The following is a 22,177-nucleotide window of genomic DNA, read 5'->3' as shown; positions in this document are numbered from 1 at the left end:
ATGACAGCCGTGTTTGTGGTGTACAAGTTGCGTAAGCGTATGAGCGTGTGATGACGTATGCGGCGACAGCCGGTGGAGTGAAATTGGCCGCACCGGCTGCGCCCGGCGTGCTGGCGCTCCAGCGCGTGCTGGTGTGGCTGGTCGGCGCCTCCGGCGCCATCGTCTTCATCGAGCCCAGCCCCTACGAGATCGCGACGCTGCTCGCGACCGTCACCTTCTTCGCCACCGGCCTGCGCCTGCGGCTCGTGCTGATGCCGCTGGTGCTGATGCTGGTCCTGCTCAATGTCGGCTACACCATCAGCGCGATCCCGCTGTTCGAGCAGCCCGAGGTGGTGAGCTGGATCGCGACCTCCTGGTACATGGCGGTGACCGTCGTGTTCTTCGCCATGGTCACGTCCGAGGACACTGCCGCGCGGCTCGACATGCTGCGCCGCGGGCTCGTGGCCGGCGCGATGGTCGCCTCGCTCCTGGCGGTCGCCGGCTACTTCCGCCTGGTGCCGGGCGGCGACGACCTCCTCACGCTCTACGGTCGCGCGCGCGGCACGTTCAAGGACCCAAACGTGCTCGGCGCCTTCCTGATCCTGCCGGCGCTGTTCGCGCTGCAGAGCGTGGTCTCTGACAAGCTCGGCAAGGCGTTCCGCAACGTCATCGCCTTCGGCATCATATCGCTGGCGATCCTGCTCGCGTTCTCGCGCGCCGCCTGGGGCGGACTGGTGCTGACCTCCGCCTTCATGCTGGCGCTGATGGTGCTGACCAGCCGCACCAACGCGCAGCGCTCGCGCGTCGTCATCATGGCGATCGTCGCTGCGGTGCTGGGTCTCGCGCTGATCGCGGTGCTGCTGTCATTCGATTCCACCGCCGAGATGTTCAAGCAGCGCGCGAGCTTCGATCAGAGCTACGACGAAGGCCGCTTCGGCCGGTTCGGCCGTCACATCCTGGGTGCGGAGATGGCGCTCGACCTGCCGTTCGGCATCGGCCCGCTGCAATTCCACCGCTACTTCCCCGAGGACACCCACAACTCCTACCTCAACGCCTTCATGTCCGGCGGCTGGCTCTCCGGCGTCTGCTATCCCGCGCTGGTCTTCACCACCGTCATCATGGGCTTCCGGCACATCTTCGTCCGCGTGCCCTGGCAGCGCGCTTATCTCGCGATCTTCTCGGCCTTCGTCGGCACCGTCGGCGAAAGCTTCGTGATCGACACCGACCACTGGCGGCACTTCTGGATGATGCTGGGCGCGATGTGGGGCATGATCGCCGCGGCGCAGGCCTATAAGGCTAGCGGAGCTTCTTCAGCTTGAGATTGGGACGCTTCTCCGGCGGCGTGTCGAGCAGGCTCTTCAGCGCTTCCGTTGCCGCAACCACGCCCTTGTATCCCTCGGTCGCGAAGCGCAGCAGCAGGCGCAGTTCATCGTCGGAATAGCTGCCCAGGACCTTCTCCATCGCCTGCTGCATCGGGACGTTGAGTTGGCCGATCTTCATGGCTGCCTCCGGCACGACGGCGATGAACACCTTGCGGCGGTCCTTCTCGTCCCGCTCGCGGCGCACAAGGCCGGCCTTCTCGAGCCGATCGATCACGCCGGTGATCGCGCCCGTCGTCAGGCCGGTGACCTCGGCGAGCCGGCCGGCGGTGACGCGCCCCTCGAGATAGAGGATGTCCATGCATTCGAGGTCGGAGTTCGCAATTCCGGCAACATTCGCAACGGTTTGGCCATAGAGCACGCCCTGCGCCGAAGATCTGCGCATCGCCGCCTCGAGCTCCTGCAACAGCGCAGTGCGCGCCTTCGTCCTTGACAAGGTCGGCCTCTTATCTTATTCGACATATATCTTAGTCGCTAAGAGATTTAGCGACCGTAATTTCTCCTAGCACCACGGAAACGTCGGGAGCAAGCCATGTCCAGCCGTCCACGCAAGGCCCTCATCATCGGTGCCGGCATCGCCGGGCCCGTCGCCGCCATCCTGCTGCGCCGCGCCGGCATCGAGTCCGCGATCTACGAGGCGTGGCCCTACTCAAAGGGTATCGGCGGCGGCCTCCAGATCGCGCCGAACGGTATGCATGTGATGGACGAGATCGGGCTCGCCAACGAACTGATCAGCCGCGGCTCGGTGGCGGAGGCCTTCGACTTCTATTCGCAGGGCGGCGAGAAGCTGGGCTCGATCAACCGCGACATGGCACGGCGCTTCGGCCAGCCGGCCGTCAACATTTCCCGCGCCACGCTGAACGAGATCCTGATCGACAAGGCCTGGTGCGCCTGCGTCTCGCTCTACTTCGAGAAGCGCCTGATCAAGGTCGAGGATCGCGGCGACCAGCCGATCATCGCCTACTTCTCCGACGGCACCACCGCCGAAGGCGACTTCCTGATCGGCGCCGACGGCGTGCACTCGGTCGTGCGCCGCCAGGTCGTGCCTGATGGTCCGCAGCCGTTCGACACCGGCCTGATCGGCTTCGGTGGCTTTGTGCCGCATGCCGTCCTCGACGGCAGGCCGATCGGCCGGCATGTCGAGACGACGTTCGGCCAGAGCGGCTTCTTCGGCTACGGCTATTGCAGCCCGGATCCGAACGAAGGCGTGATGTGGTGGAGCACGCAGCCCGCGCACGGCATGGACGCGGCGATGTTCCGCGCGCTCGACCACGCGACGCTGAAGCAGCATCTGCGCGGCTTCCACCGCGGCTGGCACGATCCGATCCCCGACATCATCGAAGCGGCCGAGAACATCGTCGTCACCGACACGCTCGACGTCGCGACCTTGCCCACCTGGTCGCGCAAGCGCTCGCTGCTGATCGGCGATGCCGCGCATGCGACCAGCCCTCACGCCGGCCAGGGCGCCTCGCTCGCGCTCGAGGACGCGATGCGGCTCGCGCGCCTGATGCAGGAGGGCCCGGAGCTCGGCGCCACCTTCCAGGCCTTCGAGGCCGAACGCCGCCAGCGCACCGAGAAGATCGTCGCCATGGCCCGCCGCAACGGCAACAGCAAGCGCGAGTTCAGCGCCACCGGGGCGTGGATGCGCAATCAGATGCTGAAATGGCTATTGCCGCTGGGCGCCAAGGGCATGGAGTTCATGTATGCCTATGACGCGCGGGCGGCGTGATCCCTTCTTCCCCCTTTCCCCGTTCTTACCGGGAGAAGGTTGGGGTGAGGGGTCTCCCGGCGTAAAACGGTGAAGCGTTGGACTCGCAGAGAGTCCCCCTCACCCGCCCCGCGTTCCGCGTGTCGGCCTCTCCCCGCAAGCGGGGTGAGGCGAAGGAGGCGCCTAGCCTTCCACCCTGAACGTCAGCCCGGCATTGTCCTGCAGCCGCTTGATCAGCTTGTGCTGCATCGCTGCGCCCGGCGTCCAGAAACCGCCCGGAACGTCCGTCGCATCACGCAGCAGGCAGATCGCGCATTCGGAGATCATCTTGGAGGTCGAGCCGTAGCCGGGATCGCGGTCGCCGGTGACGCCGGCACGGACCATGCGGCCATCCGGCGCGATCGCGACATAGAGCAGGTTGAACAGACCGTTCTCGCGCTCTTCCTTCGACGGTCCCTCTCCCGGCTTCGGCGCATTCGGGCCGGTCTTCTCGGCGTTGGCCGCCATCACGCGCTTGGCGTTGGCCTCGCCCTTCTCGCCGGGGCCGGTCAAAACCATCTCGTCGTAGACGAAGTCCTGGCTGTAGGGAAAGCCCATCAGCATGTTGGAGCGATGGACGTTGCGCGTGTTGATCAGCGCCATCATGAACGGCGCGGCCCAGGACTGCAGGTCCTCCTCGAAGACGGCCCTGTTGCCCTTCGGCTGCTTCGGTCCGGTGAAGCCGGGCGTCAGCGCGAAATGATCGTTGAGGATGGCGACGAGGCTGAGATCCTTGGCGACGGCATCGAAGGTCGCTTTCGCGCTCGCCGCGGTGCCGCCCGACAGGGTGCCGCGCATGTCGCGCACACGGCCCTTCACGCGGGCCGCCGGCGCGCCGAACACACGCTTCGCCTCCTCCTGCACGAAGAACGTGCCGAGCTCGAACGGCACGGAATCATAGCCGCAGGAGAACACGATGCGCGCGCCGCTCGCCTTCGCCGCATCAGCGTACTTGTCGATCATCTGCCGCATCCAGACCGGCTCGCCGCAGAGATCGAAATAATCCACGCCCGCAGCGACGCAGGCTGCCAACAGGTCCTCGCCGTAGAACTGATACGGCCCCACCGTCGTGATCACCGACTTGGTCTGCGCCACCATCGCCTTCAGTGAGCCCGCGTCGGACGCATCCGCCACGATCAGCGGCGTGTCGGCCGGCGCGCCGATGGCATCACGCACCGATTTGAGCTTGTCGAGGCTGCGGCCCGCCATCGCCCATTTGAGCGCCTTGTCGTCCCTGTAATGCGCCGCCAGATATTCGGCGACGAGCTGGCCGGTGAAACCGGTCGCGCCGTAGACGACGATGTCGAATTTCGCAGAGCTCATGACTGGCCTTTACTTCTTCGCGTAGCTCACGCCCATGCCGGCACGGACGTCGCTTTGAATACCATAGGGCGGGATCGGATAGCGCAGGCCGTTCTTCGACAGCGCCTTCATGCCCTCGATCGCCTTGGCGAGATGCGAAGGCTTCAGGGCCATCAGCATCTCCTCGTCCGGCACGCCGCCATAGCGCCGTTCGGCATAGCATGGCAAGGACAGGCTGGGCTCCCCCGTTTTCAGCGCCCGGCCCCAGGAATCCGCGCAGGCGGTCTCGCCGACCACGCCCCATTCGAATTTCCTGTAGCCGGTATATTGCAGCCCGTTGATCAGGATGATCATTTGCCCCGGCGTCGCGTAGACGAGGCAGATGTCGGGCGGATCGAGCCGGCCGCTCGCGAGCGGGCTGACCGCGAGCGCCTGATAGTGTCCGAACGGAACCACATCCAGCGCCTCCTGGCGCTTGCGGGCGTCCTCCGCGGTGCCGTGCCAGACCCCGACATAGTTCTCGCCGGCGAGCCATTTGTCGTCCTGTGGCGCAAGCCCGATCACCGCGCGGCACTGGCTGCCGACCAGATCGTCGGCGGTGATGCCGACGGTCCAGCCCAGACGCGCGGCCATGCTGACGATCTGGTCGGTGGTATGGATCGCGTTCGGGCGCCGGATCTTCGGGATCGCTTCCATGTCGGCAGCTTGTGCGAACAGCTTCATGCCGATCACCGTCGTCTTCAACCGCAACAGGCTGTTGAGATCGGCGACGAGGCCGGCAAGGTCGATCCTCTCTGCACTCTGCTGCTGCATCGCGTCCTCCCGACCGGCGGTCGCGCGCCGGTGCTGTGTTGTTGTTGTGCGACCCTCGTTCTAGTCCGTGCCCGGGCCCGGTAGCAACTCGCCGGTCCGGCCCATGATGCGGTAGGTCAGAAGACCGATCCACTCGCGCATGGCGACATCGGTCCTGCCGAGCCCCTCCTTGCCGACATGGGTGAACGCGAAGAGATCGTCACGCCCGCCCATGCGCCAGTCCACCGGGTAGGCCTCGACCTCAAATCCGGCCTTGTGAAAGATCCCCATCGCGCGCGGCATGTGGAAGGCCGACGTCACCAGCAGCCAGCGTTCGCCGGGCTTCGGCGAAACCAATTGCCTGGTGAAGACCGCGTTCTCCCAGGTGTTGCGCGAGTCCCGTTCGACGATCAGGCGCTCCTTGGGGATCCCGAGGTTCTCCAGGATCGGCGCGGAGTAGTCGGCTTCCTTGGCATCGGTGGAGACCAGGTTCGCCGAGCCCCCGGTGAAGACGATGCGCGCATTCGGATAGCGGCGCGCGAGCTCGGCAGGTGCCAGCATGCGATCGGCTGCGGATGCGACCACCGGCGTGCGATGCGCCGCCGACAGATCGGTGTCGACGGAGCCGCCGAGCACGATGATGCCGTCGGGCGCGCCGCGCGCCGGGTCCCACTTCGGAAAGCGCGACTCCAGCGGATAAAGCAGCAGGTTGCCGAGCGGCGAGTACGCCGCCAGCGCCAGCAGGACGAGCGTCGTCACCGCAAGCTTGCGACCGAGCGCGGCAAAGCGCGTCAGCATCAGCACCAGCGACAGGATGCCGAGCTCGACCAGCAGATTGATCGGCAGCAGCGCCGTGCCGATTGTCTTGGACAGGACGAAATACAGGGGAGCCTCGTTCGAGTGAAGGTGCCATGCGCGGGCTTGACCAGCCCATCCATGATCGGAAATCTTCTTGAAAGAGGATCGCTCGCCGGGTCAAGCCCCGGGCATGACAAGCAAGAACCGATTGGACGGCCGCAAATGACCCATCACCACCTGCATTCCAGCCCCGAGACCTGTCATTGGGGCTTCTTCGAAGCCAAGCTCAAGCCGGTGCTGACGCTCAAAAGCGGTGACGAGGTGACGGTCGACACCATCAGCGGCGGTCCGGACATGCTGCCCGACCGCGACAAGTTTCACATTCCGCCCGAGATGTACGAGGTTCACGCGAGGAGTGAGCGCATGCTGCCCGGCCACATCCTCACCGGCCCGATCGCGGTCGAGGGCGCCGAGCCCGGCGACGTGCTCGCGGTCGAGATCCTCGACGTCCAGCTCCGGCAGGACTGGGGCTGGAACATGATCAAGCCGTTGTCCGGCACCCTGCCCGACGATTTCCACGAGACGCGCATCCTCAACATCCCGCTCGACCGCACGCGGATGGTCGGCCGCATGCCATGGGGCCTGGACCTGCCGCTAAAACCGTTCTTCGGCGTCATGGGCGTTTCGCCGCCACCTGCCTGGGGCCGCATCTCCTCGCTGGTCCCGCGCGCCATGGGCGGCAATCTCGACAACAAGGAACTCGGCGCCGGTGCGACGCTCTATCTGCCGGTATTCGTTCCGGGCGCGCTGTTCTCCTGCGGCGACGGCCATGGCGTGCAGGGCGACGGCGAGGTCTGCGTCACCGCGATCGAGACCGCGCTGCAGGGCCGCTTCCGCCTGACGCTGCGCAAGGACCTCAGGCTGGACTATCCCCGCGCCGAAACGGCGACGCACTACATGACCATGGCGATGGACCCCGACCTCGACAGTTGCGTGGTGCGCGCGCTGCGCGACATGATCGCCCTGCTCGGCGAGACGCGAAACCTGTCGCGCGAGGACGCCTACACCTTGTGCAGCCTGGCGGCCGACTTGCGGGTGACCCAGACCGTCAACGGCTCCAAGGGCATCCATTGCATGATCGAAAAGTCGATCGTGCACGGCTGAGCCGGCCCGCATCTGCTGACCTTTACACGCTACGCCGCCGCACGGGGTTCCGCGCAGCGCGTTGTCGCGCGCCAGAATTCAAAAGTGATTCCAATGCGTTGCGCGGAGGTCCGCGAGCGCATTTGACTTCCACCCCCGAACCTAAATAGAGTCTTAATCGTAACTTTTATGTACCCGAGTAAGAGGCTAGCGTTCGGCCATGGCCACCGAAAAAGCCGAGACTGACCGCATTCCTGTAACCTTGGCGCTCTCGACCATCACCTATCTGGAGAAACTGGTGAGACAGGGCACCCACGGCACCAGCGTTCCCGGCGTCGCACGAACCCTGATCGAGGAAGGCATCCGCCTCGCCATCAAGGACGGACTTCTGTCGATTCGCGACAATGGCAGGCCGTGAGCGCGCGCCGGACCTGATGCGGACGGATCTTGCGATGGCCGACATCTGCAACCTGGGACCGTACCAATGCCTGTTCTCTCACCAACCTGGACCGACGAACGAATTGAACTTCTGAAGCAGCATTTCGAGGCCGGCCTCTCCTGCCGCGAGATCGCGGCCGACATTGGCGTCAGCCGCAACGCGGTCATCGGCAAGCTGTCCCGGCTCAATCTGACGCGCAGCCGCGCGGTCGAACACCGCAGGCTCGAGCGGAGCCTGGCGCCGCCGGCGCGCGCGAGACGCGCCGTGCCGCGGCTGCAATACGAGATGCTCGCCACGATCTACGGCGAGAGCGACGCGCCCGCGGTTGCAGGTCCCATCGACGACGCCAATCGCTGCTCGCTGCTGGAACTGTCCGAGAACCGCTGCCGCTGGCCGATCTCGAGCCCGGGCGAGGACGATTTCTGCTTCTGCGGCAATACCGCGCCCGACGGCCAGCCCTATTGCACAGGTCACAGCCGCCTCGCCTACCGGCCGAACTCGCGCGCCCGCGTGATGCGCGGCTAAAGCAAGATCCGGAAAAGCGCGAAGCGGTTTTCCGGAAAGATCATGCGTAAACAACAACCTGACGCGCGATGCCGATTCATCCACGCGCGTTAGCGTCTGCTTGACGCGAACCGGTTATCCACGTCGCTCGAAAACGCTTGCCCAAAAGAAAAACCTCCGGCGGGGCATCACCGGAGGTTCCTGGAGGCTTAGCGTGAAGCTAAGAGCCGCAACTTTCGTATCTGGCCGAGCTCTATATAGCTGATTAACTCAGGTAAGTAAATAAGTTTGAAGGGATCGAATCGCATGGCTCGTCTTCGTTCCCGGCAGAGGCCTCCTGTTTTCCCGAACTCCTTCTGTCAAGGAAAAGCCCCGGCGGTTTCCCCGCCGGGGCTTCATCGAGTCCGATGGACCCCAGCTTACCAGTTGCGCTGGGCGCGCAGCAGCATGCTGTAGGTGTCCTGGTCCTTCAGCTCGTAGGTGGCCGCCGGCTTGGCGACGCCCGTCAGTGCACCGGTCGTGATCACGCCGGAATACTTCTGGTCGAGATGGCTGTAGGTGAAGTCAGCCGAGAAGGTCAGGTTCTTCACCGGCGTCCAGCGGGTGATGACACCCACCTGGCCGATGTTGAAGTCCGGGTTGCAGGTGCCGGTCAGGGTAGCGAACGCGGCGCTGCCGCAGATCAGACCCTTGGCCGTGCTGCTGTAGTTGACCGCAGCCCACGCGCCGTAGAGCGCCGTGTTCCAGTACGGGCTCCAGTTGTGGGTGTAGGCGCCACGGAAGCCGTAGGTCTTGGTCAGCTCGAGGCCGCCGCCCGGACCGAACACCGCGTCAGACACGCCGGCGAAGCCGATGCTCTGATACGCCGCGTTCGAGCTGCCGAACATCGAGTAGCTGGTCGCGGCCAGTTCCTGGAAGTTGTAGCGGCTCGCACCGTCGGTGTAGACGCCCGAGATGTTGATCACGTCGCCGGCGCCGGTCGGGATGTTCTTGATCTGCAGAGCGAGCTGGACGGCCCAGCCCCACTTGTCCTCGGGATGGCCGGTGACTTCGGTGGCGCCATAGTAGCCGACATGGTTGTCGTGCGCGGCGACCGACGCCTGGAACAGGCCCCAGGCCTGGTCGACGCGGACCATGCCGACGATGTCGGGAGCGCGGGTACCGCCGAGGTTGTTCGAGCCGTAGGCACCGCCGAGGACGCCGGTGGTGCTCATGCCGGCAGTGTTCCAGATGTTGGTCTGGAACACCTGCGTCTGGTCCTGCACCGAGAACGCGGCCGTCACGCCCTGGCCGAAATCGGCCGTGTAGGTGGCCTGAACGACGCCGTTGGTGGTGCCGCTGCCGCCGACGAGCTGGTCGAAGTTGTTGCCGGGATAGTTGATCCAGGGCGCGTCGAACTGCGAGACCGCCTTACCCAGCGTGAAGCCTGCGAACTGGATGAAGGCGTAGTAGACGCCGAGCGCGCCGCCCGAAATCGCGCCGTCGGTGCCATTGACCGCGCCGCCGTTCGATCCGACCAGACCCGTGCCCGCAGCGTTGAGCCCGAGCGTGCCGCTGTACTGGGTGCCGCCCGTTCCCGAACCGGTGCCGACATAGTTGCCGGTCGTCCAGGTGAAGACCGCGTCGAAATAGGTGCGGACCACGCCGTACTCGGTCGCGGTGCGCGTGTCGATGTTGAGGTCTTCACGAGCGCGCATCGAGTAGTAGTTCGTCAGACGGTTGTTCGCCGCGAACACGTTGCTGTACTGGCCGTTGTAGTTGCCGCCGGCATTGAGCGCCACTTCGGCACGCAGATAACCGCCGAGCTTGATGCAGGTGTCGCTGCCCGGGATGTAGTAGAAACCCGCGCCGTAGAGCGAGCAGACCTTCACGTATTCGACCGCCTTGGCCTTGACCGGAAGATCAGCCGCCTGAGCTCCGCCGACGGCGATCAGAGCCGCCGCAGTGCCGAGCAAAAGGCTCTTCACCATTTTCATTTAAAACCTCCAAGTTGCTCATTTTACGGAGACTGGACCGTGAGGCCCCCCAGATCCCCGTCTCTTCAAATCCGCTCGGCCGCTTCGCGCTTTCGGACACACCCGCTTTCGACGCGAGGGACGTGAGCGAACCACCTGCAACGGGACGATCGAGTACCCCCCACCGTCGCGAAGCAATATGCCTGCTCCATTACACTAATCAAAATAGTTTATTAGATCAGCTTTGTGGTTTCACTAAACCTGTGCCCCGAACGCAACACCCGGAGTGGCCGAATATGCTGACCTGCTCATCTTTGTAGTTTTAGTGACAAAATTACCCTGCTCTGCACTTGCGTCAGGACAGGCTTGCGTGGACTATGCCCCGCACGAACACCGGCCTGAAGAATCGTTTCACGGGAGTGATGCTGTGTCCGCGACGAGGAAAGAAGGAGCGCGCCTGCGCTCCATCGGCAATCTGGATATCATCAGGCGCTTCACCTGGGAGATATCCTCGATCAACATGTATCTGGAGGAGCTGCGTCAGTTCTGGGCGAGAACGCTCGGCATCAGCGGCCCGCAATGGTTGATCCTGATGGCCATCTCCGACCTCGACAAGGACGACGGCGTGCCCGTCAACGTCGTCTCCAAGCTGCTCCACGTCGATCCCTCGTTCGTCACCACCCAGTCCAAGCTGCTGGAAAAGAAGGGCCTGCTCCGCCGGCGGCCCTCGCCGACCGACGCGAGGGTCGTGCGGCTGTCCCTGGTCGACAAGACCCAGAAGCACATCGCGAGCCTCAACGAGCAGTACAAGACGATCCGCGAATTCGTCTTCCAGGAGTTCGACGAGAACGAACTGACGGAATTCACCGCCAAGCTCGCGACGCTGAAGACGAGGCTGGAGAAGGCCTGCGTCAGGATCTCGCTCGATTTCTGAAACGCGAGGCGCTCAGGCGCGCCGTCCGGCGCCGAGCCGCGTCTCCAGCCAGTCGAAGATGTATTCGTTGGCCAGACTCGGATTGTCCGCATGGGCCTGCGCCGCGCCGGTCTCGGCCGCGGTGAACACCTTCAGCGCGATGTCGGAGCTGGCGAGCCGGGACTGCTGAACGATCTGACGTGCGCGGTCGGCCTTGAGCCAGCCTTCCTCGCCGAGCGTGATCAGCACCGGGCACTCGGCGCTGGAGGCCATCAGCGGCGCATGCGGCACCGGGACGATGCTGAGGTCGCTCATCGCAAAACGGCTGGCGAAGAAGGATCGTTCGTGCAGATCCCACAGGCCGCCGTCGCAGACCGCCGCAGCCAGCCGCGGCTCCTGCAACACCGCGCGCGCCACGAAGGAGGAGCCCCACCCGTCCGCCACGATGGCGACGCGGTCGAAATCGACGTCGTCGCGCGTTTCCAAATAATCCATGACGCTCGCAATCGAGCTCTCGAGGTCGCGACGCTGCAGAAGCGCATCGGTGTAGTCGTCGCGCTGGTCGCCGAGCAGGTCCAGCGCCAGCATCGACAGTCCGCGCTCGCGCGCATGCGGGGCGAGCTTGAACAGGAATTCTTCCTTCCGGTGTCCAGGCTCGCCGATGCAGATCACCGTCGGCGCCCGCCCTCGCACCGACGGCGCGGGCAGGAAGTAGCCCTGCAACGCATGATCCTCGACCCAGGGAATCGTCACGACCTCGCCCGCCGGCGCGCGCGCCGTGAGATAGCGGCGGGCACATTCCCGCATCGCCAGCACCGCAACCCAGCGGCGCTCGTCGGCCGGATCGAGCGGCATTGCGGCTGCGCCGTAGTAGTTGAGGGCGCGAAGCCAGTTGCGCTGCGCGGTCGCCATGTGGCCTTCGGCAAACGCGGCCTCGGCACGGTGGCGATTGGTCCGCGCAAGCTTCTTCCACTCGCGATGCCAGGATTGCTCGTCGCCCCGCTTGAGCTGGCGCGCGATCATCAGGCATTCCGCGATCGTGGCACCGCCCTCCTGGGCCGCGGTGAGGAGCCGCGTGAATTCAGCGGAGATGTCCTCTCTCTCCGGGCAAAGGGTCCAGGGGTCGGAGAGGCATGCGGGCATCATCGGAGCTACGCTCTATCATCGCGTTACTCCTGATTGAGTAAACTATTTTGCTTCGGCAACCAAGCTGCCGCGCGCGCCATTACAGGTGTTTGAGATCACCATCGCTTGAACGATGCTTGAACGATGGACCGTCTCGCATGCGTGACATTCCAATTCGTCATGCGGCTGCGAATATTTGGCAAGAGGTGGCACGTCAAATGACCTGCGCACCTCTTGTCATGACGATCATCATACCCATATCCCCCGCGCCGCCGGCCGTCACGGCGAAGCAGACTCAACCGAGTCGCCAGCCGACCTCCTGCGTAAAGCTTTCGTAGAAGGCGCGGTCGTAGGCCTGCTCGGGCGTGGCGCGGACGCGCTCGTCGAGGCGCCTGGCGTCCTCGCCCACCAGGATGCGCCAGCGCTCCGCCTTGACGCCGTCGAGGATGATCTTCGCAGCCTGCGCGGCCGTCGTCGGCGCATCCTCCAGGAAGCTGCGGGCGCGCTCGGCGAATGCCGCCTGGATGTCCTCGTCCGACATCTTGTCGGCGTCCGGCACGCCGGCGGTGACCATGCGCTTGCGGGTCAGCGCGACCTCGTCGGCGTTGAGCCGCTCCGAGCCGTCCGCGCTCTGCACCTTGCGCGAATTGGAGACGATCGATGTGCCGATATGGCCGGGCATCACCACCGAGCATTTGACGTGCGGGGCGTGCAGGCGAAGGTCGTTGATCAGCGCTTCGGTAAACCCCTTCACCGCGAACTTGGCCGAGCTGTAGGCGGTGTGCGCCTGGTTCATGCCGATCGAGGCCCAGAAGCCGTTGACGCTGGCGGTGTTGACGATGTGGGCCTCGTCGGCCGCGACCAGCATCGGCAGGAAGGTGCGCACGCCGAGATAGACCCCGCCCCAGCAGATGTTGAAGGTGCGCTCCCACTGCTCGCGCGTGTTGGTGAACAGGCTGCCGCCGCCGCCGATGCCGGCATTGTTGAACAAGAGATGGATCCTGTCCGTCTTCTGCTGCTGGGCGAGCTCGTCGCGGAAGCGCTTGAGATGATCCTCGATGGCGACGTCGGCGACATGGGTCGTGACGCGCAGGCCCTGCGGCAGCTTCTCGACCTCGCACAGCCGCTTGGTCTCGGCCATGGCGGCCTCCGAGACATCGCACATCGCGACATTGCAGCCCTCGGCAACGAGCTGCCGCGCTAGCTCGCGCCCCATTCCCGTGCCGCCGCCGGTGATGACCGCGATCCTTCCAGCAAAATCCTTCATGGGACTTTCGGCCCCTCCCCTTGTCGGTATGTTTCTTGTCACTGCGCAGCTCACGCAGCCGCCCGCAAAATGTAGCAGCGTCGCATTCGCACGTAAAAGCAGAACGGCGCCGCCATGGGCCGGCATCCGTTATTTCGGCCTGCGGACTATTCGAAAGGCTCGAGTGCGGCACGTCGCCATCGATGATGACCGCATGCCATTCTCGTCCGCGATGGCGAGGACGCGCACGACCATCGCCTCGTCGTCATGCTGAACAGAGAATGCATCGGCGCGACGAGTACGGAATCGCCCTCGCGTATCCCGCGGTCTTGTGGCGGTCCCGCGCGCCCGGCGAGTATCCATACCAAACCGAGCCTATCGGCATGCCCACCCCCCGTGAGCGGCCTCACAGGCGGAAAGCGGCGCGGCGCATACAAGTGCCCGCCCTTTCCGGCTCCCGTATTTGTCCGGCTTCGGTTTAGGGGCAATTTTTACAATCCGAATCGCCAAATGAAGGTGGACGCCGGGTCGAGTTGTCAGGGCCAGCGTGTTGTTTGTGTCACAGGCTCTGGCACTCCGCTTGCATCCTCTTTGTGGTCTGAAACTAGCGATGAGAGGTGACAGGAATGTTCGTGACAGTCGTTGCCGTGCTCTGCCGGCTGGGCGCATCCGCCTCGGGCGCTTGCGTCGAGGAAATCGTGACCGATAGCAACATGACGCCCGAAATGTCCATGATGCAGTGTGCGATCGGTGCACAGGCACCGCTGGCGAAATGGATGGGCGAGCATCCGATCTATCACGCCAACTGGCGTCTCGAGCGCTACAAATGCGTGCCGGGTCACTACGAGATCAAGGGCCACGCCTGAGGGCCCCGCAAAATTACTGGTGCCGGATCGACGGCTACCAGGACGACTGATCCAGGAGGAAACGCCCCGGGGGCCGCCTTATCCCTCCACGCGGGCACCGCCAGCGCCGGACCGTTCGCGTCAGCGCGCTCTGTGACGATGATCACGTCACATCCTTAAGCCACCTCACGCAAGATGATCGCACGTGCCCGCCGTCCCCCCGGCGTCGGCATCAGCGCATAGTTCGCTCCTGATGTCGTCTTTCGCCCCGTCCCCGGCCCGACGATGAGATGTTCGATCCAGTTAAAGTCATTAACGGAACGCAGATTTCGCCTGAGGCATGCAAAGAGATGGAGGCGCGTCAAACGGCAGTCTGGGTCAGCGTAGAGAGCAACGGATACTGCCTCAGATACTACGCTGCAGGCTGGGTATTGCAGCGATGATCGAGCAATCCGAGGAGCAATTCAGACGATACGGCGTGCCGTTCATTTTCCTGGCCAGGCCTGGCACGTACCGACACCTTGACATCACGCTATCACATCGGCCGCTCGGTGCTTGGAGGGCATCGCGGAGGCGGGACGTTTGCGGCAGAGTTCCTTGCCCAGCGCAATGATCTTCAGTGCGTCGTCCTTTCTTCTCCGGCTGCGGCGTATCGCGCACGATTGACGGCGAGGGGATGGGTCAGCCGTTTGAAGACCGAAGTCTTTTTGATCCTTATGATTCCTTGAGGAAAATACCGGATAACCCGCGCAGGATATTCCTGATCTCCGACCCGCGCGACTCCAACATCCCGTTCTCAACACAGGAACTGTATTTCAATGGGCTGAGTCGCTTGGACATGCTGCTTGGCTTGCCCCACTCGCGAAGGCCCGAGGCCCGACGTATCATAGCCTCGTCGATTTTGGCCAAGCGGCCGAAGGAATGTGTGCAGGCGGTGTGGCGACTGACGTCTTGCTGCAAACCTTGCGTGCGATGCCTGCAGTCAGATCGCATATCAAACCAGGCTGACGCCACGGCCTCAAAAAGCGTCGCCCGTTCGTTAGCGACAACACTCGCGACATCAAAAGCCGCCGGGCGGCTGCGCTTGCACACATCGCGCCTTCAACGAACGCCGCCACGATCGACGCCGTCGCGCACAACTCGGTGCTGAGCCAGGCCGAGATGCTGTCGGAGAAGACGGTGATGGTGCTGGCGGAAGAGACGACAAGGATGGTGGGGCATCTGAGGTAGCTGAAGCGGTGCCCCGAGCTGCGGACGCTATTTGCTGGCCACGAGGCCCATCCACAATCCGGTACGATGACGCCACATCCTTGTTTTGCCCGACGCGTCAAACGGATTCGGAAAAACGTCATTCAGCCGTTGGCATCGCTACCGTGCATGGGGTTGTTTTCGGCATTTTGGTTTCCGGCGTCCGCCGTCGCGACGGACCGTCGTGCACATGTCACCGGCGGGAGCAGGCTCCGCGCCGACGACCGACCGACAAATGAGTTGAGAAAAAATGGTCGGAGCGAGAGGATTTGAACCTCCGACCCCTAGTCTCCCAGACTAGTGCGCTAACCGGGCTGCGCCACGCTCCGAACGCCGTTCCATTAGCTAGGATCGCCGCTTTGCGCAAGGCGAGGTCGCACCATTTTGGCGTACCTTCCAAAATCTCCCCGGAACTGGCCGGAAAGCACCCCTACCCGTCCTTCAGCGCCTGATCCAGCATCTCCCGGCAGGCGACGAGGTCGGCGAGTGCCCGGCCGAGGCGCTCCCGGTCCAGCGCGCTGCCGGCGGGCGCGGCGGCGGTGCCGCCCTTGCGGAAGGTGGTGAGGATTTCCTCGTCGTCGACCTCGGTGAAGCGGAAGTCGATGCCTTCCTCCTCATCGCCGTGGTAATCGTCATCGTCGGCATCAGTGATGCCCTTGATGGGGCCCTCGTCCTCCGGCTCCATCAGGCTCGCGCCGATGGCATCCTCGATCGCCCCGAACGAGACCGCGGCCGCGCCGTCGGCAAGGCTCTGCACCGACTTGACGCCGTGCTCCTTCAGGATGCGCTGCACCCCGCGGATCGTATATCCCTCCCCGTAGAGCAACCGGCGGATGCCCTTGAGCAGGTCGACGTCGTCAGGGCGGTAGTAGCGGCGGCCGCCGCTGCGCTTCATCGGCTTGATCTGAGAGAAGCGGGTCTCCCAGAACCGCAGCACGTGCTGCGGAATGTCGAGTTCCTGCGCTACTTCGCTGATGGTTCGGAACGCATCCGGCGCCTTGTCCAATGCCAATCCTTTCCGAAAGGCGGTTACGCCTCGGGTTGAACCTTGCTGCCGTCGCCGTTGGTGCGGTGCTGCGCATTGATCCGCTGCTTCAGGATCGCCGACGGCTTGAACACCATGACGCGGCGCGGCGAGATCGGCACCTCGGTGCCGGTCTTCGGATTGCGGCCGATACGCTGGCCCTTCTTGCGCACCATGAAGGAACCGAACGAGGACAGCTTCACCGTCTCGCCCTTCTCCAGGCAGTCGGTGATCTCCTTCAGCACGAGTTCCACGAATGCGGACGACTCCGTCCGCGACAGGCCCACCTTCTGGTAAACGGCTTCGCAGAGATCGACACGCGTTACGGTTTTACTGTGATCGGTCATCGCCCTGCCCCACATCACGGCGAACAATTGTTGTCTGAAATTATGAGGTTACGATACGGCGGTCAACAGCGCTCATCAATGCAGACGCATCGATAATCGGCGCCGACCCCGGCAAAATTTTATTGACTGTGGCGCTACCAGCGCACCAGCGCCGAGCCCCACGTGAAACCGCCGCCCATCGCTTCCAGCAAAACCAGGTCGCCCTTTTTTAAGCGGCCGTCCTTGCGCGCCACCGCCAGCGCCAGCGGGATCGAGGCGGCCGAGGTGTTGCCGTGACGGTCCACGGTCAGCACCACCTTCTCCGGCGCGATGTGCAGCTTGTGGGCGGAGGCGTCGATGATTCGCTTGTTGGCCTGGTGCGGCACGAACCAGTTGATGCCGTCGGCATTGAGCCCGGTCGCCTGGAAGGCATCGACGATCACGTCGGTGATCATGCCGACCGCGTGCTTGAAGACCTCGCGGCCCTCCATGCGCAAGTGGCCAACGGTCTGGGTCGAGGACGGCCCGCCATCGACGAACAGTTTTGCCTTGTGGCGGCCGTCGGAGCGCAAATGCGTGGTCACGATGCCGCGGTCGGTCGCGGCATTGCCCGGCTGCTCCTGCGCCTCCAGCACGACCGCGCCGGCGCCGTCGCCGAACAGCACGCAGGTGCCGCGGTCGTTCCAGTCGAGGATGCGCGAGAAGGTCTCCGCGCCGATCACCAGCGCGCGCTTGTAGGCGCCGGTGCGCAGGAAATTGTCGGCGGTCGCGAGCGCGAACACGAAGCCCGAGCACACCGCCTGCAGGTCGAAGGCCGCGCCATGGTTGATGCCGAGCCCGTGCTGCACGGCCACGGCCGTTGCAGGGAACGTGTTGTCGGGAGTCGAGGTCGCCAGCACGATCAACTCGATCGACTGCGCATCCACCCCGGCATCGCTGAGCGCCGCCTGTGCCGCCTTGATGGCGAGATGCGAGGTGAACTCGCCCTCGGCCGCGATGTGCCGCTCGCGAATGCCGGTGCGCTGGACGATCCACTCGTCGGAGGTGTCGATACGCGCCGCCAATTGGGCGTTGGTCACCACCTGCTCCGGCAGGTAGGAGCCGCAGCCGAGCACGACCGAACGAATTTTCGTCACGAAACAGCCTCCTGCGCGGCCTGCACGGAACTGAGTGCACCACCCTCGCGGTTGAGCATCTGATTGATCTTGTTCAGGAGATCGAATTTGACCATGTCATAGCCAACATCGATCGCGTAGGCAAAGCCTTCGGCGTTGATTCCGCCATGGCTCTTGACCACGACGCCTTTCAAACCCAGGAACACCCCGCCATTGGATTTATTGGGATCCATCTTGTCGCGGAGGGCCTGGAAAGCATTGCGGGCGAAGAGATAGCCCAGCTTTGACAACCAGCTCCGCTGCAATTCGTTGCGGAGCAGCTCCGCCATCTGCCGTGCGGTTCCCTCGGCGGTCTTGAGCGCGATGTTGCCGCTGAAACCCTCGGTCACGATCACATCGGCCAGCCCCTTGCCGATGCCGTCACCCTCGACGAAGCCGACATAGTCGAGCTCCGGCAGGTTCCGCGCACGCAGGATCTCGCTGGCCTCGCGTATCTCCTCGTGCCCCTTGATCTCCTCGGCCCCGATGTTGAGAAGGCCGACCGTGGGCCGCGTCTTGTTGAACAGCACGCTCGCCATCGCCGCGCCCATCACGGCCAGTGACACCAGATGGTGCGCATCGCCGCCGAGGGTGGCGCCGAGGTCGAGCACGACGGACTGGCCGCGCTTGGTCGGCCATATCGCGGAGATGGCCGGGCGATCGATGCCGGGCAGCGTGCGCAAATGAAAGCGCGACATCGCCATCAGCGCCCCGGTATTGCCGGCGGAGACCGCAACGTCGGCCTCGCCCTTCTTCACCGCGTCGATGGCCAGCCACATCGAGGAGGTCCTGCGGCCGCGGCGCAGCGCCTGGCTGGGCTTGTCGTGCATGCTGACGGCAACGTCGGTATGGATGATCTTCGAGGCGGCCTTGAGCTGGGGATGCTTCTCGAGCTCGGGCTCGATCTTGGCCCGGTCGCCGACCAGCAGGAACTCGGTGTCGCGATGCCTGCCAAGCGAGATGGCCGCGCCTGGAATGACCACGGCGGCGCCGTCATCGCCCCCCATGGCGTCAAGCGCGATACGAACCTTGCTGGGCATGAAAGTCCTGGAAACCTGGTCTGGTGCGGTCATGAACGAGCGGGGCCGCAAAATGGGTTCGCCATGGACATGGCGACCGGCCCAGCGCCACGCCGCACCCGGACCGGGGCGCGACAATAGCGTTTTGTTATCCCGAAACAACCTCTTGCCCCCAGCCTTTTGCTTTCAGGGCGATCCGGCGGCGGATCAGCAAATCCGCCGGAAATTGCATCAAAATCAAACAGATAAATCTGAATCTCAAACCACTGCCGCAGACGCCTCCTGCGCCGTGGCAAGCGGTCTCACGGGGAATCGGCAGCTACCGGTTCTTTTTGTTGTCCTGAAGCGCCTTCAGCACCGCGAACGGATGGTCCTCCGGATCGGGGGCGGTGACCTCCGCCTCGAACACGGCCCCCTCCCTGCGCGGATAGGGATTGATCGCCAGGAACAGGGCATCGGTGGCGAGCCGGCCGAGGTCGATGACACCATTGAGAATGGCCTCCGGCGGATCTGCGACCTCCGGCGGCTCCTCATCGTCCTGCCCCTCCTCGATCAGGTCGGCGAGGCGCCGCGCCTCGGCCTCGGGGGCGAACATCAGGTCCACCTCCTCGTCGATCTCGCTCTCGATCGGATCGAGCGTGACCACGCAGGTCTGGCCGATCCGGGCCCGGACCTGCCCGGTGACCTGAACCCGGCCGCCGCTCTTCGGCACGACGTCGAAGCTGGCGTGCGCGGACAGGATCTCCCGGAGGCCCGCGAGCTCCGCCATGGCCTGCCGCTCGGCCGCCGATGCCTCGAGCTCGCGATGCAGCCCGGTGTCAGGGATCTGCGCCACGATGACGGGCGCCCGCCACGGATCGGGCGAGGATGTGGTGTTGGCTCGGCTCATGGCGTGACATCCTCCCTGAACGCCGGCGGAAATTTGAACGACGCACCGAGCAGTGCGGCCTCGTCGGTCCGGCCGAGATCGGCCTCGGTGGCCCTGGCATAGGCTGCGAGCTGCCGAGCCTGGTTCATGCCGGCGCCATTCAAGATATTCTTGCAGATCGCCGCCGCCAGCGCGTCGCCCTCGCTCTCCACGGCCTGGTCGTACGCCTGGACGCGGCCGTAGAATGCCTCGCCGAAGGCCCGCATCCGCTTCGGCACGGTCTGGTCGCCGACCCCCATCTCGCGCAGATTGTCGTCCATGTCCTCGCAGAAGCGATCGAACAGCGCCTGAGACAGCTCCGTGGCGTGCTGGACCGTGCGCAGGCGGCGCAAGAGCAGCCACAGATGCAGCAGCAACAGGTCGAAACGCCCGTTAACCGTGTCCGGGACGCCCAAGTCGCGGTAAAATAGGGGTTCTCGCGCCTGCGTCACGATCATGCCATAGATGGCTTCAATGGTGCCCGGCGGGGTTAGCCGGGGTTTCCTGAAGTGATTGAACGGCCAAAGCATTGTGGTTTCCGCAAGCGGGCGCGCGCGTGTTGCATTCAGAGCCTCCGCCCGGTACTTCAGCGCCTCGCGCGACGCAAGGGGACGGAATCAGTTCCGCTATGACGATAACGAATCAGACCGGCCTGCGCGCGGACACGCGGCGCGGCCTTCATGCACGCTGGCGCGGCCTGCGCCTGGCGGCCGCGGCGGCATTGGTCGGCGTGGCGCTTGCGGCATGCACCGGCGAGCAATTCCAGAAAGGGTACATCCTGCCGCCCGGCGCGCTGGAGCAGATCCCGATCGGCGCGAGCCAGGACCAGGTGCTGATCGTCATGGGCACGCCTTCCACCGTCGCGACGCTCGATGGTGAGGTGTTCTACTACATCTCGCAGCGCTCGGAGCGTCCCGTGGCGTTCATGAACCAGAGGGTGGTCGATCAACGCGTCATCGCGATCTATTTCGACAAGAACCGGCGCGTGCGCCGGCTGGCGAATTACGGCCTCCAGGACGGCAAGATCTTCGACTTCATCAGCCGCACCACGCCGACGTCGGGCCAGGAGATGAGCTACCTCGCGCCGCTGTTCAAGCTGCTCAGCTTTAACTGAGCCTTCAGCCTGCGGCGTCGTGCCGCCGGTCGCGACTTGCCGTTGCGCAGCGGGTTCCCTAGGCTCCCAGCAAAACAAGAAGCTGGGAGTGGATTCGTGTCCAAGAAAATTCAGAACATTTTGTTGTCCCGCCGCCGCGTGCTTGCCGGCGTTGCCGGCCTGTCGGCGGCGGCGATTCTGCCGCGATCGAGCCTGGCGGACTGGAAGCCCACCGAAAACGTTCGTCTGATCGTGCCGGCCGCGGCCGGCGGCTCGACCGACGTGATGGGCCGGCTCCTGGCCGCGCACCTGCAAACCGCCTGGGGCCAGTCGGCCGTCGTGGAGAACCGCTCCGGCGGTGGCGGCACGATCGGAACCGCCGAGGTGGTCCGCGCCAAGCCCGATGGTCACACCATCCTGATCGGCAACCCCGGCCCGAACGCGATCGCCTACAGCATCTTCAAGAACCTGACCTACAAGCCGGACCAGCTTCAGCCGGTCTCGAACATGATCCGGATCCCGAACATCGTGTCGGCGCATCCGAAGACCGGCATCAAGTCGATTCCCGAGCTGATCGCGTATCTGAAGGCCAATCCGGACAAGCTCAGCTACGCCTCCTCCGGCGTCGGCCAGAGCCCTCACCTCACCGGCGCCTGGTTCCTCCAGCTCACCGGGCTGAAGATGACGCATATCCCCTTCCGCGGCGCCGGACCCGCACTGCAGGCGGCCCTCGCCGGCGATATCCAGATCCTGTTCGACAATCTCTATCCGAGCCTGCCGCAGGTGCAGAACGGCACGCTGAACGGTCTCTGCGTCACCACGACCGAGCGCAGCGACCTCGCGAAGGATTTGCCGACCATGCGCGAGAGCGCGCCGGAGCTGGCGAACTTCGACGTGTCTTCCTGGTTCGCCGTCTTCCTGCCCAAGGGCGTCTCGCCCGAGGTGCTCAATGCGCTCAATCTACAAATCAAGGCGATGCTGGAGCGCGAGGACGTCAAGAAGCAGATCGCCACCATGGGCGCGCGCGCCGACTACGGCACGCCGGAGCAGTTCGCCGCCTTCGTGGACGCCGAGACGAAGAAGTTCGCCGGCATTATCCAGAAGGAAGGCTTGCAGATGGATGTGCAGTAGGCACGCGCGAACACTACTGCCTCCTTCGTCGTTGCGAGCGCAGCGAAGCAGAATCTCTCCAGGGAAAGACACTGGATTGCGTCGTCGCAACAGCTCCTCGCAATGACG

At 64.4% G+C, this 22,177-nt stretch carries 22 protein-coding genes and 1 tRNA gene; 9 read left to right on the top strand and 14 right to left on the bottom strand.

The window, feature by feature from the left end:
* The first annotated feature begins 50 nt into the window (after nt 1-50).
* Nucleotides 51-1,298, top strand: coding sequence for an O-antigen ligase family protein (locus tag ACRQ5Q_RS19750; protein WP_439399571.1), 1,248 nt, complete (start codon nt 51-53; stop codon nt 1,296-1,298).
* Here ACRQ5Q_RS19750 and ACRQ5Q_RS19745 read toward each other — a convergent pair.
* Nucleotides 1,276-1,743: a MarR family transcriptional regulator gene (locus tag ACRQ5Q_RS19745; protein ID WP_439399840.1), complete on the bottom strand. Its 468-nt coding sequence runs from the start codon at nt 1,741-1,743 to the stop codon at nt 1,276-1,278. The two genes, ACRQ5Q_RS19750 and ACRQ5Q_RS19745, sit on opposite strands and share 23 nt — an antisense overlap.
* A 147-nt stretch (nt 1,744-1,890) precedes the next feature.
* On the opposite strand from ACRQ5Q_RS19745, the gene ACRQ5Q_RS19740 reads away from it, so the two are divergent.
* On the top strand, nt 1,891-3,087 hold the full coding sequence (locus ACRQ5Q_RS19740) for an FAD-dependent monooxygenase (protein WP_439399569.1): 1,197 nt from the start codon (nt 1,891-1,893) through the stop codon (nt 3,085-3,087).
* A gap of 162 nt (nt 3,088-3,249) precedes the next feature.
* On the opposite strand, the gene ACRQ5Q_RS19735 is transcribed toward ACRQ5Q_RS19740, so the two are convergent.
* The 3 genes from ACRQ5Q_RS19735 to ACRQ5Q_RS19725 are packed head-to-tail and all read right to left on the bottom strand — an operon-like array spanning nt 3,250 to nt 5,997.
* A complete protein-coding gene (locus ACRQ5Q_RS19735; RefSeq protein ID WP_439399567.1) occupies nt 3,250-4,428 on the bottom strand; it encodes a saccharopine dehydrogenase family protein in 1,179 nt (392 codons plus the stop codon).
* 9 nt (nt 4,429-4,437) lie between these two features.
* Nucleotides 4,438-5,220 (bottom strand): DUF169 domain-containing protein, encoded by a 783-nt coding sequence (locus ACRQ5Q_RS19730; RefSeq protein WP_439368487.1) that lies wholly within the window; start codon nt 5,218-5,220, stop codon nt 4,438-4,440.
* 60 nt (nt 5,221-5,280) lie between these two features.
* On the bottom strand, nt 5,281-5,997 hold the full coding sequence (locus ACRQ5Q_RS19725) for a YdcF family protein (RefSeq protein ID WP_439399565.1): 717 nt from the start codon (nt 5,995-5,997) through the stop codon (nt 5,281-5,283).
* 222 nt (nt 5,998-6,219) lie between these two features.
* Between ACRQ5Q_RS19725 and ACRQ5Q_RS19720 the strand changes: the two genes are divergently transcribed.
* From ACRQ5Q_RS19720 to ACRQ5Q_RS19710, 3 genes are all read left to right on the top strand, one after another.
* Complete coding sequence (locus ACRQ5Q_RS19720; RefSeq protein ID WP_439368489.1) at nt 6,220-7,161, top strand: acetamidase/formamidase family protein; 942 nt, start codon at nt 6,220-6,222, stop codon at nt 7,159-7,161.
* 199 nt (nt 7,162-7,360) lie between these two features.
* Nucleotides 7,361-7,558, top strand: a complete 198-nt coding sequence (locus ACRQ5Q_RS19715) for a hypothetical protein (RefSeq protein WP_439368490.1) — start codon at nt 7,361-7,363, stop codon at nt 7,556-7,558.
* Nucleotides 7,559-7,624: 66 nt separating this feature from the next.
* Nucleotides 7,625-8,104, top strand: a complete 480-nt coding sequence (locus ACRQ5Q_RS19710) for a GcrA family cell cycle regulator (RefSeq protein ID WP_439399564.1) — start codon at nt 7,625-7,627, stop codon at nt 8,102-8,104.
* 398 nt (nt 8,105-8,502) lie between these two features.
* Here the strand turns inward: ACRQ5Q_RS19710 and ACRQ5Q_RS19705 are convergent, their stop codons facing one another.
* On the bottom strand, nt 8,503-10,059 hold the full coding sequence (locus tag ACRQ5Q_RS19705) for a porin (protein WP_439368492.1): 1,557 nt from the start codon (nt 10,057-10,059) through the stop codon (nt 8,503-8,505).
* Between the two features lie 406 nt (nt 10,060-10,465).
* Here ACRQ5Q_RS19705 and ACRQ5Q_RS19700 point away from each other — a divergent pair, with 406 nt between their 5' ends.
* Nucleotides 10,466-10,972, top strand: a complete 507-nt coding sequence (locus ACRQ5Q_RS19700) for a MarR family winged helix-turn-helix transcriptional regulator (protein ID WP_439368493.1) — start codon at nt 10,466-10,468, stop codon at nt 10,970-10,972.
* Nucleotides 10,973-10,984: 12 nt separating this feature from the next.
* Here ACRQ5Q_RS19700 and ACRQ5Q_RS19695 read toward each other — a convergent pair whose 3' ends face one another.
* Together ACRQ5Q_RS19695 and ACRQ5Q_RS19690 are read right to left on the bottom strand one after the other, a co-directional pair.
* Entirely contained in the window at nt 10,985-12,097 is a 1,113-nt protein-coding gene (locus ACRQ5Q_RS19695) for an alpha/beta hydrolase family protein (protein WP_439368494.1), read from the bottom strand.
* A gap of 274 nt (nt 12,098-12,371) precedes the next feature.
* On the bottom strand, nt 12,372-13,343 hold the full coding sequence (locus ACRQ5Q_RS19690; protein WP_439368495.1) for an SDR family NAD(P)-dependent oxidoreductase: 972 nt from the start codon (nt 13,341-13,343) through the stop codon (nt 12,372-12,374).
* 605 nt (nt 13,344-13,948) lie between these two features.
* Between ACRQ5Q_RS19690 and ACRQ5Q_RS19685 the strand changes: the two genes are divergently transcribed.
* Nucleotides 13,949-14,188 (top strand): hypothetical protein, encoded by a 240-nt coding sequence (locus ACRQ5Q_RS19685; protein WP_027547402.1) that lies wholly within the window; start codon nt 13,949-13,951, stop codon nt 14,186-14,188.
* A 1,478-nt stretch (nt 14,189-15,666) separates the two neighbouring features.
* Here ACRQ5Q_RS19685 and ACRQ5Q_RS19680 read toward each other — a convergent pair.
* The 7 genes from ACRQ5Q_RS19680 to ACRQ5Q_RS19650 all read right to left on the bottom strand — a co-directional run bounded on the left by ACRQ5Q_RS19680 (nt 15,667) and on the right by ACRQ5Q_RS19650 (nt 20,375).
* Nucleotides 15,667-15,744: transfer RNA gene (locus ACRQ5Q_RS19680), tRNA-Pro, on the bottom strand.
* Nucleotides 15,745-15,845: 101 nt separating this feature from the next.
* A complete protein-coding gene (locus tag ACRQ5Q_RS19675; RefSeq protein WP_439399562.1) occupies nt 15,846-16,421 on the bottom strand; it encodes a MerR family transcriptional regulator in 576 nt (191 codons plus the stop codon).
* A gap of 23 nt (nt 16,422-16,444) precedes the next feature.
* Nucleotides 16,445-16,786 carry an integration host factor subunit alpha gene (locus ACRQ5Q_RS19670; protein WP_439368524.1) on the bottom strand — a complete coding sequence of 114 codons (342 nt, stop codon included), beginning with the start codon at nt 16,784-16,786 and terminating at the stop codon, nt 16,445-16,447.
* A 134-nt stretch (nt 16,787-16,920) separates the two neighbouring features.
* Entirely contained in the window at nt 16,921-17,901 is a 981-nt protein-coding gene (locus tag ACRQ5Q_RS19665) for a beta-ketoacyl-ACP synthase III (RefSeq protein WP_439399560.1), read from the bottom strand.
* The gene (gene plsX, locus ACRQ5Q_RS19660; RefSeq protein ID WP_439399558.1) at nt 17,898-18,959 is read right to left on the bottom strand and encodes a phosphate acyltransferase PlsX; all 1,062 of its coding nucleotides are present in this window, start codon (nt 18,957-18,959) and stop codon (nt 17,898-17,900) included. The genes ACRQ5Q_RS19665 and plsX overlap by 4 nt, the downstream gene beginning before the upstream one ends.
* Nucleotides 18,960-19,257: 298 nt before the next feature.
* Nucleotides 19,258-19,827: a YceD family protein gene (locus tag ACRQ5Q_RS19655; RefSeq protein ID WP_439399556.1), complete on the bottom strand. Its 570-nt coding sequence runs from the start codon at nt 19,825-19,827 to the stop codon at nt 19,258-19,260.
* Nucleotides 19,824-20,375 (bottom strand): ubiquinol-cytochrome C chaperone family protein, encoded by a 552-nt coding sequence (locus ACRQ5Q_RS19650; protein ID WP_439368529.1) that lies wholly within the window; start codon nt 20,373-20,375, stop codon nt 19,824-19,826. The genes ACRQ5Q_RS19655 and ACRQ5Q_RS19650 overlap by 4 nt, the downstream gene beginning before the upstream one ends.
* A gap of 98 nt (nt 20,376-20,473) precedes the next feature.
* Here ACRQ5Q_RS19650 and ACRQ5Q_RS19645 point away from each other — a divergent pair, with 98 nt between their 5' ends.
* Complete coding sequence (locus tag ACRQ5Q_RS19645; RefSeq protein ID WP_439368531.1) at nt 20,474-20,959, top strand: outer membrane protein assembly factor BamE; 486 nt, start codon at nt 20,474-20,476, stop codon at nt 20,957-20,959.
* A gap of 108 nt (nt 20,960-21,067) precedes the next feature.
* Nucleotides 21,068-22,069: a Bug family tripartite tricarboxylate transporter substrate binding protein gene (locus tag ACRQ5Q_RS19640; RefSeq protein ID WP_439399839.1), complete on the top strand. Its 1,002-nt coding sequence runs from the start codon at nt 21,068-21,070 to the stop codon at nt 22,067-22,069.
* The last annotated feature ends 108 nt before the right edge of the window (nt 22,070-22,177 follow it).

Source organism: Bradyrhizobium sp. PMVTL-01 (assembly GCF_051861855.1).
Lineage (GTDB): Bacteria > Pseudomonadota > Alphaproteobacteria > Rhizobiales > Xanthobacteraceae > Bradyrhizobium.
The sequence above is the reverse complement of the archived record's forward strand: the minus strand, read 5'-3'. Positions and strand labels throughout refer to the sequence as shown.